This is a genomic window from Myxococcus sp. CA033 (assembly GCF_013336625.1).
GTDB lineage: Bacteria > Myxococcota > Myxococcia > Myxococcales > Myxococcaceae > Myxococcus > Myxococcus llanfairpwllgwyngyllgogerychwyrndrobwllllantysiliogogogochensis.
The window spans coordinates 201,163-212,877 of sequence record NZ_JABUMU010000015.1; the positions used below are offsets into that span (position 1 = coordinate 201,163).

Sequence of the window (11,715 nt, forward strand, 5' to 3'; positions counted from 1 at the left end):
CTAACGCGACGATGAACGCGTGAAAGAGCGGGCCGTACTACCAGAGAGAATGGTGTCGGACAAGCCCGCTGAAGCCCAATCCACTGAGAACCCCCAGGGTTACAGGTCTTCCTCGCGGCGAGCCAGCAGTTTTTGATCCGCCTTGGACAACGTCAGGCGGGAGAACAAGTCGGGCCGGCGCTCTCGTGTGAGCACCAGCGATTTCCAACGGCGCCACCGGGCGATGCGGGCATGGTCTCCCGACTGGAGGGCGGCGGGCACCTCGACCTCCCGGAAGACAGGCGGGCGCGTGTACTGGGGATGCTCCAGCGTGCCCTCCTCGAAGCTCTCCGACACCGAGGACGCCACGTTCCCCAGCACCCCGGGGACCAGCCGCGCCACGGCGTCCACCACCGCCATCGCGGCGACCTCCCCACCGGTGAGGACGAAGTCTCCCAGGGACAGCTCCCCATCCAGGTAGCTCATCACCCGCTCGTCCACGCCCTCGTAGCGACCACAGACGAGGATCAACCCCGCGGTGTGGGAGACAAGCTCACGCGCGGCGGCCTGGGTGAACGTCACGCCGCGAGGGCTCATCAGCAGCACCTTCGCGCCGGGCAGTCGCGCACGCGCGGCTTCAATCGCGGCGATCAGCGGCTCGGGCTTCATCACCATCCCGGCCCCGCCCCCGTAGGGAGCGTCGTCCGTGACGCGATGCTTGCCCTCCGCGTACTCGCGGATGTCGGTGATGGTGGTGGAGAGCAGGCCCTTCTCCTGGGCCTTACCGAGGATGCTGGCCCCCAGGTAGCCGGTCACCATGCCGGGGAACAGCGTGAGCAGCTCCACCGGATACGGCGGACTCACTGCTCGGACCCGTCGGGCGCATCCTTGTCCACGTCGCGGCGGCCGACTTCCACGTACTCGGGAGGGCGGATCACGATGCGCCGCGCGGCGATGTCCACGGTGGGGACGAACTCATCCGCGAACGGCACCACCAGTTCCTGCCGCCCCGCGGCGCGGATCACCAGGTTCGGCACCTCGCCGGTGGCCCAGATCTCCTCCACCGTTCCCAGGGGCGTGCCGGCCTCGTCCACGGCGGACAGGCCCACCAGATCGCCCTGGAAGAACTGGCCCTCTTCGGGCGGCTCCAGGTCCTCGCGGAAGACGAACACGGTGGAGCCCACGAGCGACTCGGCCTCCGTGCGCGTCTCCACGCCCTCGAAGGCGACGATGTCCTCTTTCGGCGTGGGCCGCAGCTCCTCCATCTTGAGGTCGCGTTCCACGCCCGCCCGGGTGCGGATGCGAACCCGCTCGACGGTGGCGAGCGTCTCCGATCCTGGATCAAACGGACGCACGGCCACCTCGCCGCGCAGTCCGTGCGCGCGCGAGATGAAGCCCAGCTCAAGCAAGGGGTTCGGAGTCACCGTGACGTGTCCGGTGCGGCGGCGGGCTGGCCGCTGGCCGCATTGCGCCGGTCGTCGAGGATCTCCAGACGAACCTTCTGGCCTGACTTCTGAGCCGCGGCATTGAGCAGCGTCCGGAGGGCATTCACGGTACGCCCATCACGGCCGATGACCTTGCCAACATCCTCGGGGGCGACCTTCAGCTCATAGAGCCGCGCGCCGTCCACCTCGGAGATGCGCAGGCCCACCTGGTCCGGTTGATCGACCAGGGCCCGCGCCAGATACGTGAGGAGTTGCTCCACGTCCGCTCAGTACAGGCGGTCGCGGATCAAGCCGCGGGGGTGGACTTGGGAGCCTTCGCGGCGACCTTGATGAGGTCCGCCACGGTCTCCGACGGCGTCGCGCCCGTCTTCAGCCAGTAGTTCAGCCGCTCCTCGTTGAACTCCACCTTCGGGGGGGTGATGTTCGGGTCGTACGCGCCAACGGCCTCGATGAACTTGCCATCCCGGGGGTTGCGGGAGTCGGTGGCGACCACGTGGTAGTAGGGCTTCTTCTTGGCGCCCGCGCGGGCAAGACGGAGGACGACGGCCATGGAGTACTCCAGCGAACAGGTTACGACGATGGAAACGGGGTGGCGCTCTTAACGCCGCACCCGTCGGATTGTCAAGGAAGCTCGGGACTTTATGTCGTGCTTTCGGCTGCGGACGACTCACCACGATTGGCGAGCTGCCCGCAGGCTCCAGCGATGTCCCGGCCCCGGTTCTTGCGGATGTAGGCGGACACGTGACCATCCGACAGGATGGCCCGGAACTCTTCCGCCCGCTCTTCCGCGGTGGTCTGGAACCCCAGACCCGGGTTCTCGTTGTAGGGAATCAGGTTGACCTTCGCCGGAATTCCCTTGAGCAGTTGGATGAGGCGGTGCGCGTCCTCATCGCTGTCGTTGAAGCCCTGGATGAGGACGTATTCGAAGGTGATGCGGCGTCCCTGGCGCAGCGGGAACTTGCGACACGCGTCCAGCAGCGCGGCGATGTTCCACTTGCGGTTGACGGGCATCGTCTTGCTGCGCTGCTCGTCGGTGCTGGCGTTGAGGGAGATGGCCAGCTTCACGTCCGTCTCCTGGCCGAAGCGCTCGATCATGGGAACGAGGCCGACGGTGGAGACGGTGATGTGGCGGTGGCTGAAGTTCGGCCCGTCCTCGGACTGGAGGATGGAGAGCGCCGTCTTCAGGTTTTCAAAGTTGTGGAGCGGCTCGCCCATGCCCATGAACACGAGGTTGGAGAGCGGGCGCAGCGTCTCGTGGCCCTCGTTCTTGCGGACCTCGCGGTTCACCGCGTGGACCTGGGCGACAATCTCGCTGGGCGTCAGGTTGCGCTTGAGGCCCATGGTGCCCGTCATGCAGAAGCCACAGGCCATGGCGCAGCCCACCTGGGTGGACACGCACAGCGTCCTGCGGTCCTCGGAGGGCATGTAGACGGACTCGATGTAGCGCCCGTCCCGCGTCTTCCACCGGTACTTGATGGTGCCGTCAATGCTGCGCTGCTCCAGGTCCTTCACCAGCGGGACGATCTCCGCGGCGACCCTCAGCTTCTCGCGCAGGACCTTGGACAGGTCCGTCATCTCGTCGAACGACGTGACACCGCGCTGATGCAGCCAGCGGTAGACCTGGGGGGCACGGAAGGCGCGCTCGCCCAGTTGCTCGGTGACGAAGCGGGTGAGCGCCTCCAGCGACAGGCTGGCCACGTCCACGAGCTTCGCGGGCGCGGGCGCCGGCAGTGGCTCCGTGACAGGAAGAGAGGGGGTGGCGGAGGTCTCGGTCATCGTCGTCGCGCTATTGAACGGTAAGGCCCGGGGCGTCCCTTCCCACACCTGGGCACGACAAGTCAAAGGAGCGCACGCCCCCTGAGTCCTGCTCCAGGCATGAGCACCCCTCCCCTGCCCCGCTGGAAGGCCAACGGCCCGGGCCAGCCCCTCGCGGGTGCCGACACCGGGCCGTCAGTCAGAGGCCCCTTCCGGGGCCTGCCGCCTACTTCTTGGCGGTGTACTCGTACGGCTGGACTTCCGTCTCGCGGAAGAAGTACGCGATCTCGTTCTTCGCGTTCTCCAGGCTGTCGGAGCCGTGCACCGTGTTCTGGTCGATGCTGGTGGCGAAGTCCTTGCGGATGGTGCCCTCGGCCGCCTGCGCGGGGTTGGTGGCGCCCATGATGTCGCGGTTGCCCAGGACGGCGTTCTCGCCCTCCAGCACCATCAGGACCACGGGGCCGGAGATCATGAACTGCACCAGGTCCTTGAAGAAGGGCCGGGCCTTGTGGACCGCGTAGAAGCCCTCGGCCTCCTTCTGGGAGAGCTGCTGGAGCCGGATGGCGACCGGCTTCAGACCCTTCTCCTCGAAGCGGCTGATGATCTTCCCGATGACGCCCTTCTGCAGACCGTCCGGCTTGATGATGGACAGCGTACGCTCGATGGCCATTTTGACTGGCTCCTTGTGCCCCTGAGGGGTGTTAGCGCTTCTTGGGGCCGCGCTTCACGGCCTCCTGGAGGGTGGTGCCCAGCTCGGCGGGGCTGGCGGCCATCACGATTCCCGCGGCCTCCATCGCCTTGATCTTCTCCGTCGCCGTGCCCTTGCCGCCGGAGATGATGGCGCCCGCGTGGCCCATGCGCTTGCCCGGAGGCGCCGACTGGCCGGCGATGAACCCGGCGATGGGCTTGGTGAACTCGCGAGCGACGTACTCCGCGCCCAGCTCCTCGGCGCTGCCGCCGATTTCACCAATCATGATCACCGCGTCCGTGTCCGGATCCGCGTTGAACAGCTTGAGCACGTCCACGAAGTCCGTGCCGTTGACCGGGTCTCCGCCGATGCCCACCGCCGTCGACTGGCCCAGGCCCAGCTGCGTGAGCTGGTGCACGGCCTCGTACGTCAGCGTGCCGGAGCGCGACACCACGCCGATGCGGCCCGGCTTGTGGATGTGGCCCGGCATGATGCCGATCTTGCACTTGGCGCCGGGGGTGATGACACCCGGGCAGTTCGGACCGATGAGGCGCACGCCCGGCTTGCCCTGCAGGTATCGCTTGGCGCGCACCATGTCGAGGACCGGGATGCCTTCGGTGATCGTGATGATGAGGGACACGCCCGCGTCAGCGGCCTCCATGATGGAGTCCGCGGCGAACGGGGGCGGGACGAAGATGACGGACGTGTTCGCGCCCGTCTGCTTCACGGCGTCGGCGACCGTGTTGAACACGGGAACCTTGCCCTCGAAGCTGGTGCCGCCCTTGCCCGGCGTGACACCGCCAACGAGCTTCGTGCCGTACTCCAACATCTGCTTCGAGTGGAACGAGCCCGCCGAGCCGGTGATGCCCTGGCAGAGGACCTTCGTGTTTTCGTTGACGAGGATGCTCATGGCGCTCCTTCAAAAAAGTGTGGGCGATGAAGCGCGCGGACTACTTCAGCGCGGCGACGGCCTTCTCGGCCGCCTGACGCAGGTTGTCCGCCGGGGTGATGGCGAGGCCGGAGTTGCGCAGCAGTTCCTTGCCCTGCTCCACGTTGGTGCCTTCCAGGCGAACGATGAGGGGCACTTTGAGCTGAACTTCCTTGGCCGCGGCGATGATGCCGTCCGCGATGACATCGCACTTCATGATGCCGCCGAAGATGTTGACCAGCACCGCCTTCACCGCGGGGTCGGCCAGGATGAGCTTGAAGGCCGCCGTCACCTTCTCCTTGCTCGCGCCGCCGCCCACGTCCAGGAAGTTGGCCGGCGAGCCGCCCACCAGCTTGATGGTGTCCATGGTGGCCATGGCCAGACCCGCGCCGTTCACCATGCAGCCGATGTTTCCCTCGAGCGCGATGTAGGCCAGATCCCACTCCTTGGCCTGCGTCTCACGCGCGTCCTCTTCCGCCAGGTCCCGGTACGCCAGCAGGTCCTTGTGGCGGTAGATGGCGTTCTCGTCGAACGTCACCTTCGCGTCCAGCGCCACCACGCCGCCATCCTTCAGGATGACCAGCGGGTTGATCTCCACCAGGGACGCATCCGTCTCGATGAACATCCGGTAGAGCGCGGTGCAGAACTGGGCGAACTTGTTCACCGTGGGGCCCGACAGGCCCAGCCCGAAGGCCAGGTTGCGGCCCTGGAAGTCCAGGAAGCCCACCGCCGGGTCCACCGTCTCGCGGAGGATCTTCTCGGGGTGCTTCTCCGCCACTTCTTCAATCTCCACGCCGCCCTCGCGGGACGCCATGAAGGTGACGCGGCTGGTGACGCGGTCCAGCGTCACGCCCAGGTACAGCTCCTGGCCGATGGCGAGACCTTCTTCGATGTAGACCTTGTGGACCTTCGTGCCTTCCGGCCCGGTCTGGATGGTCTTCAGCATCATGCCAAGCATCTGCTTGGCGAGTTCCTTCGCCTCGGCGGGGCTCTTGGCCAGCTTCACGCCGCCGCCCTTGCCTCGGCCACCGGCATGGATCTGGGCCTTCACCACGACGACCGGCGTGGCCAGCTCCTTGGCAGCGGCCTCCGCGTCATTCGGCGAGAGGGCGAGAATTCCCTTCGGCGTGGGCACACCGTACTTCCGGAAGATTTCCTTGCCCTGGTACTCGTGGATCTTCATCGAGGCTCCATGTGGAGACGAGGGGGACGACCCCTTACAGGCGTCAGCGCGTGGCCCTCATTGCGCAGAAACCGACGGATGGCAAGGCCGTTTGACCCGGCACACACCGCGGTGCGGCAGGCTGTGGACAGCTGATAACCAGGAATGTCCGGGTAGATGAGGACGCCTTCACCGCGTCCGAACTCCGAGCAACGGAGCAACAAGGCCCGAGCACGCACGAAGCCCCACGACCAGGGAGCCAGGCCCGGGGACGGTATGACCCGGGTCGCCACGCGTTCCGTGTCGCAGCCGTGACGTGTTCCCTCCAGGAGCCTTCGCCCCATGTGCTTGCGCCCGTGGCACCTCGTCGCCGTGGCACTGCTCGCGTCCCCTGCCCTTGCGTCCGCGCCCGCGAAGCCGCCGGTGCTCAACGCCACGGAGCGCACGCGGATCATCGAGGCGGTGCTCGTGCAGGTCCGCGCGAGGCATCACTCTCCGGAGCTGGGAGAGCTGGCGCACCGACTGCTGCGCGCGAGATTGAAGCGCGGGGACTATGACGCCATCACCGACCCGGAGCGGTTTGCGGAGGTCCTCACCGTGCACCTCGAGCAAGCCGGACAGGACGCGCACTTCGTGGTCATCCACAGCGCGAGGCCCGTGCCGACGAACGTTCCCCTTCCCTGGGAGCCCGCACCGGCGCACATCGAAGCGTGGCGCGCCGAGCGCGAGGCGATTCACGCGCGGCAGGCGCGGTTCGACGCGCGGGGCATCACTCGGGTGGAGCGGTTGGAAGGCAATGTCGGCTACCTTCGACTCTCCCGCTTCCCCGACGAGAAGCTCGCGCGTGATGCCACGGCGGCGGCGATGACCCTGCTGTCCTCCACGGACGCGCTCATCGTGGATCTGCGCGGCAATGGCGGCGGCGATTCCACCCTGGTGGCCCAGTACCTCGCATGGATCCTGCTCGCGCCCGTCCACGTGCGTGACACGGTGTGGAGAGGCCGGGAGACGACGTCGCTCCACACTCCGACGGAGCTCCTGGCGGGACGCTACGGAGACAAGGAGGTCTACCTCCTCACGGACAAGGACACGTTCTCCTCGGCGGAGCTGTTCGCGTATGACCTCCAGGCGCGCAAGCGCGCGCGGGTGGTCGGTGAGAAGACGCGCGGCGGTGCCAACACGGGCGTGGTGCTTCCCGTGGACGAGCACTTCCTCGTCGGTGTCCCCATGGGGCGCACCGTCCACGCCGTGACTCGGGCGAACTGGGAAGGCACCGGGGTGACTCCAGACGTGGCCGTGCCTGCCTCGGAGGCGCTGCGCATGGCGTATGCCGCCGCGCTCGACACCCTCGTGAAGCAGGCCTCGGAGCCCGAGCGACTCGCGGAGATCCAGTCCGCGCGGAAGAGCCTCGATTCGCCACGCTGAGCCCTGGCGACGCGCGGAGGTCCAGTCCGCGAGGAAGAACCTCGACCCGCCACGCTGCGCCCGAGCGACTCGCGGAGATCCAGCCTCGATTCGCCACGCTGAGCCCTGGCGACGCGCGGCACTCCAGTCCGCGCGGAAGGGCCTCGATTCGCCACGCTGAGCCCTGGCGACGCGCGGCACTCCAGTCCGCACGGAAGAACCTCGGCCCTCCACGCTGAGCCCGAGCAACTCGCGGAGCTTCGCACCGCCCGAAAACCGCGGACCGCCACGCGAATCACGCACCGCTCCATGCCATGCGCATCAACGGCAACGGCCCCATGCCGTGTCCCAGGGACACACGCATGAGGCCGCTTGGCCTTCACGGGAACAACAGCCCCGTCACCCCGGACCGCTGTGACCCTTCTTCTCCTCTTCCTGCGAGAAGAGGTCCTTGATGACCAGCTTGGTCACCTGACGGTTCATCATCGCGATGGAGGTGGTGAGCGGAATCTCCTTCGGGCAGACCTTTACGCAGTTCTGCGCCTTGCCGCAGTCCTGCACGCCGCCGGGCCCCATGAGCGAACGCACGCGCTCCTCGGAGTTCAACTTGCCCGTCGGGTTCATGTTGAACAGGCGAGCCTGGCTGATGGCCGCCGCGCCGACGAAGTCGTTGTCCATGGTCACCTGGGGGCACGCCTCCAGGCAGCTTCCACACGTAATGCACGTGGAGAGCACGTACATCGTCGACTGGTCCACGGGCGACTGGCGCGGGCCCGGCCCCAGGTTGTGGGTACCGTCCGTGGGAATCCAGCCCTTCACCCGCTTGAGCGCCTCGAACATCCGGCTGCGGTCCACGGCCAGGTCCCGGACCACGGGGAACTTGCTCATGGGCTCCAGGGTGATCGGCTGCTCCAGCTTGTCGATGAGCGCCGAGCACGCCATGCGCACCCGCCCATTGATGTTGATGGCGCAGCTGCCGCAGACCTCTTCGAGACACGCGGCGTCCCACACCACGGGGGGCACGCGCTTGCCCTCCACCGTGACGGGGTTGCGCTGGATCTCCATCAGGCACGAGATGACGTTGGCGCCCTTGCGATAGGGAACCTTGAACTCCTCGTAGCGGCCCGGCTGGTCCGGAGCGTCCTGCCGCCAGATTCGGAAGGAGATGGATTGGGTGCTGACGGCGCCTGCCTGTGCGGTGTCCATGTGGCTCGACCCTTCACTTCCAAGTCAGTTACGGGGACCCGCGCTCTCACGCGGGCCCACCCAGAAAGTTCCCCGGTGCCTTACGCGTACCAGCGCGGCTCGGGCTTCAGCACCGGCGTCGGGACGTCCTCATAGGAGATGTTCGGCCCCTCTTCCGCGTACTTCGCGATGGTCGTCTTCGCCCACCTGTCATGGCGCGCCTGCCACAGCGCCATCCACGCGGGATCGTCGTTGGGGTCCTTCGTCTTCGGCTCGGGCAGCGAGAAGTCCGGCTTGTAGTGCGCGCCACGGCTCTCGTCGCGCAAGAGCGCGCTGGTGGCGATGACCTCGCCCAGCTCCAGCATGTTCCAGAGCTGGTTGGTGTACGACAACGACCGGTTGGACGAGTTGCCCGTGTCCAGGACGTTGACGTTCTTCCAACGGCTCTTCAGCTCGCGGATCTTGTCCACCGTCTTCTTCAGCCGGTCGTTGTAGCGGACGACGGTGCAGTTCTCCGTCATCACGTCGCCCAGCTCCTGGCTCAGACCGTAGGGATTCTCCGCGCCGGCCATCTTCTTGATGGTCCCGAACCGGTCCTCCCAGTAGCGCTTCGCATCCTGGAAGTACTTCTCCGGCATGGCCGCCGCGCTCGTCGTGTTGCTCTTGGCGAAGGACGCCATGGCCGGGCCGCCGATCATCCCCGAGTAGATGCAGGAGAGCAGCGAGTTGGCGCCCAGGCGGTTGCCACCGTGGAACGCGTAGTCCGCCTCGCCCGCGGCGTAGAGGCCCGGGATGTTGGTGGACTGGTTCTTCGGGCTGCCCTCCAGCGGCGTCAGCGTCTTCGAGTCCGCCTCGAACTGAACGTACAGGCCGCCCATCGAGTAGTGCATGCCCGGGAAGATGACCATCGGCGTGACGCGTGGGTCGTCACCGACGAACTTCTCGTAGATCTCCATGACGCCCTTGATCTTGGCGTCCAGCGTCTTGGCCGGGATGTGCGTCACATCCAGGTACACGCCGTCCCTGCCCCCGATGCCCATGCCCAGGTCGCGGCAGACGATGAAGATCTCCCGCGTGGCCACATCGCGGGGGACCAGGTTCTTGTACTTGGGGTACTTCTCCTCGAGGAAGTACCAGCGCTCGCTCTCCGGGATGTCCCGGGGCCCGCGCGTGTCGCCCTTCTTCCGAGGCACCCAGACGCGGCCACCCTCGCCGCGCACCGACTCGCTCATCAGGCGCAGCTTGTCCTCGCCCGGAATCGACGTCGGATGCACCTGGATGAACTCACCGTTCGCGTAGATGGCGCCCTCCATGTAGGCGCGACCCGCGGCGGTGCCGGTATTGATGATGGAGTTGGTGGACCGGCCGAACACGATGCCAGGGCCGCCCGTGGCCAGACACACGGCCTCCGCCGGGAAGGTGCGGATCTCCATGGTGCGAAGGTCCACGGCCACGCTGCCGATGCAGCGGCCACCCTCGTCCTTCACCGTGCCGAGCCACTCCCAGTACTCGTACTTGGTGACCTTGCCCTCGGCCTCATAGCGGCGGACCTGCTCGTCCAGCGCGTAGAGCAGCTGCTGGCCCGTCGTCGCGCCGGCGAAGGCGGTGCGGTGGTGCAGCGTGCCGCCGAAGCGGCGGAAGTCCAGCAGGCCTTCCGGCGTGCGGTTGAACGTCACGCCCATGCGGTCCAGCAGGTAGATGATACCGGGGGCCGCGTAGCACATGCCCTTCACGGAGATCTGCTCGGCCAGGAAGTCGCCGCCGCGCAGCGTGTCCTTGACGTGGATCTCCGGGCTGTCGCCCTCGCCCTTGGTGTTCACCGCGCCGTTGATGCCACCCTGGGCGCAGACCGAGTGCGAGCGCTTCACCGGGACGAGCGAGAGCACATCCACCTGGTGGCCCGCCTCCGCGAGCTTGATCGTCGTCATCAGCCCGGCGAGACCGCCGCCCACCACTGTGAACCGCGCTGCTGCTGCCATCATCGTCTCCTTGACTGCCGGGACATCGGACACGCCTGCCGTCAGCCGGCTCGCCGTTTCGGCGCGCCACGCTCCGGACATCCCCGTGCGAGTTCTACAGGCTAGTTAACTTGGCGGAACCGCGCCGCAACGGCGGCGTCGAAAACGATAAGCCCGCGTCATCCGCGGCATCAGGCGCGAAGCCCGCCGACTGCTTCCGGCGGGCTCCACGACTGGAACGGACTACAGCTTGACGGAGTCGACCGTCTTCTTCACCGACTGGAAGGACTTCGCCAGCTCGGCCTTCTCGGCCTCGTTGAGGTCCACGGTGATGATCTTCTCGATGCCGCCCGCGCCGATCTGGATGGGAGCGCCGAAGAAGTAGTCGCTGATGCCGTACTGGCCCTTCAGCAGCGCCGCGCCCGGCAGGATGCGCTTGCGGTCGAAGATGAAGCTCTCCGCCATGGCGATGGAGGAGGCCGCGGGCCCGAAGTAGGCGCTGCCCGTCTTGTACAGGCCGACCAGCTCCGCGCCGCCCTCGCGGGTGCGCTTGACGATGGCGTCCAGCTTGTCCTTCGCGATGAGCTCCGTGAGGGGCACGCCGCCCACGGTGCTGTGACGCACCAGGGGCACCATGTCGTCGCCGTGGCCGCCAAGCACCAGCGCCTCCACGTCACGGATGGAGCAGCCGAGGGCCTCCGCCACGAAGCACTTGAAGCGGCTGGTATCCAGCACGCCCGCCATGCCCACCACCATGTTGTCCGGCAGCTCCGCGATCTTGTGGAGCGCGAACACCATCGCGTCCAGCGGGTTCGCCACGTTGATGACGAACGCGCCCGGGGCGTGCTGCTTGATGTTGGCAGCCACGTCCTTCATGATCTTGAGGTTGATCTCGAGCAGATCCTCGCGGCTCATGCCCGGCTTGCGGGGCATGCCGGCCGTGATGATGATCACGTCCGAGCCAGCGACGTCCTTCCAGTCCGTGGTGCCGGTGACGCGACAGTCGTAGCCATCCACCGCCGCGAGCTGGTTGATGTCCAGCGCCTTGCCCTTGACCAGACCTTCGGCCACCGGGATGTCGTACAGGAACACGTCACCCAGCGACTTCTGCACCGCCAGCAGCGCGAGGTTGCCGCCGATCTGCCCGCCGCCGATGAGGCCAATCTTCTTCTTGCGATTCTGAGCCATGGATTCGCCGTCTCCCATTCCCC

Annotated in this window: 12 protein-coding genes; 1 reads left to right on the top strand and 11 read right to left on the bottom strand. The window is 66.9% G+C overall.

Going from position 1 to position 11,715, the window contains the following annotated elements; translation table 11 throughout:
* Positions 1 to 99: 99 nt before the first annotated feature.
* The 8 genes from trmD to sucC all read right to left on the bottom strand — a co-directional run bounded on the left by trmD (position 100) and on the right by sucC (position 5,978).
* Complete coding sequence (trmD, locus tag HUA78_RS29445) at positions 100 to 843, bottom strand: tRNA (guanosine(37)-N1)-methyltransferase TrmD (protein ID WP_141645906.1); 744 nt, start codon at positions 841 to 843, stop codon at positions 100 to 102.
* Positions 840 to 1,403 (bottom strand): ribosome maturation factor RimM, encoded by a 564-nt coding sequence (gene rimM / locus HUA78_RS29450; RefSeq protein ID WP_174477659.1) that lies wholly within the window; start codon positions 1,401 to 1,403, stop codon positions 840 to 842. The genes trmD and rimM overlap by 4 nt, the downstream gene beginning before the upstream one ends.
* Positions 1,400 to 1,684 (bottom strand): KH domain-containing protein, encoded by a 285-nt coding sequence (locus HUA78_RS29455; RefSeq protein WP_141645904.1) that lies wholly within the window; start codon positions 1,682 to 1,684, stop codon positions 1,400 to 1,402. Before HUA78_RS29455 ends, rimM begins: the two co-directional genes overlap by 4 nt.
* Before the next feature lie 26 nt (positions 1,685 to 1,710).
* Entirely contained in the window at positions 1,711 to 1,974 is a 264-nt protein-coding gene (gene rpsP / locus HUA78_RS29460) for a 30S ribosomal protein S16 (RefSeq protein ID WP_141645903.1), read from the bottom strand.
* 89 nt (positions 1,975 to 2,063) lie between these two features.
* Positions 2,064 to 3,200, bottom strand: a complete 1,137-nt coding sequence (gene rlmN, locus HUA78_RS29465) for a 23S rRNA (adenine(2503)-C(2))-methyltransferase RlmN (RefSeq protein ID WP_174462106.1) — start codon at positions 3,198 to 3,200, stop codon at positions 2,064 to 2,066.
* Between the two features lie 205 nt (positions 3,201 to 3,405).
* A complete protein-coding gene (gene ndk / locus HUA78_RS29470; protein WP_141645901.1) occupies positions 3,406 to 3,849 on the bottom strand; it encodes a nucleoside-diphosphate kinase in 444 nt (147 codons plus the stop codon).
* 31 nt (positions 3,850 to 3,880) lie between these two features.
* Entirely contained in the window at positions 3,881 to 4,777 is an 897-nt protein-coding gene (gene sucD, locus HUA78_RS29475) for a succinate--CoA ligase subunit alpha (protein WP_141645900.1), read from the bottom strand.
* 40 nt (positions 4,778 to 4,817) lie between these two features.
* Positions 4,818 to 5,978, bottom strand: coding sequence for an ADP-forming succinate--CoA ligase subunit beta (gene sucC / locus HUA78_RS29480; RefSeq protein WP_141645899.1), 1,161 nt, complete (start codon positions 5,976 to 5,978; stop codon positions 4,818 to 4,820).
* Positions 5,979 to 6,299: 321 nt separating this feature from the next.
* Between sucC and HUA78_RS29485 the strand changes: the two genes are divergently transcribed.
* Positions 6,300 to 7,382: a S41 family peptidase gene (locus HUA78_RS29485; protein ID WP_174477660.1), complete on the top strand. Its 1,083-nt coding sequence runs from the start codon at positions 6,300 to 6,302 to the stop codon at positions 7,380 to 7,382.
* A gap of 378 nt (positions 7,383 to 7,760) precedes the next feature.
* Here HUA78_RS29485 and sdhB read toward each other — a convergent pair whose 3' ends face one another.
* The 3 genes from sdhB to mdh all read right to left on the bottom strand — a co-directional run bounded on the left by sdhB (position 7,761) and on the right by mdh (position 11,692).
* On the bottom strand, positions 7,761 to 8,567 hold the full coding sequence (gene sdhB, locus HUA78_RS29490; protein WP_141645897.1) for a succinate dehydrogenase iron-sulfur subunit: 807 nt from the start codon (positions 8,565 to 8,567) through the stop codon (positions 7,761 to 7,763).
* Positions 8,568 to 8,647: 80 nt separating this feature from the next.
* The gene (gene sdhA / locus HUA78_RS29495) at positions 8,648 to 10,525 is read right to left on the bottom strand and encodes a succinate dehydrogenase flavoprotein subunit (RefSeq protein WP_174455550.1); all 1,878 of its coding nucleotides are present in this window, start codon (positions 10,523 to 10,525) and stop codon (positions 8,648 to 8,650) included.
* A 222-nt stretch (positions 10,526 to 10,747) separates the two neighbouring features.
* Positions 10,748 to 11,692 carry a malate dehydrogenase gene (gene mdh, locus HUA78_RS29500; RefSeq protein WP_141645896.1) on the bottom strand — a complete coding sequence of 315 codons (945 nt, stop codon included), beginning with the start codon at positions 11,690 to 11,692 and terminating at the stop codon, positions 10,748 to 10,750.
* Positions 11,693 to 11,715: the final 23 nt, after the last annotated feature.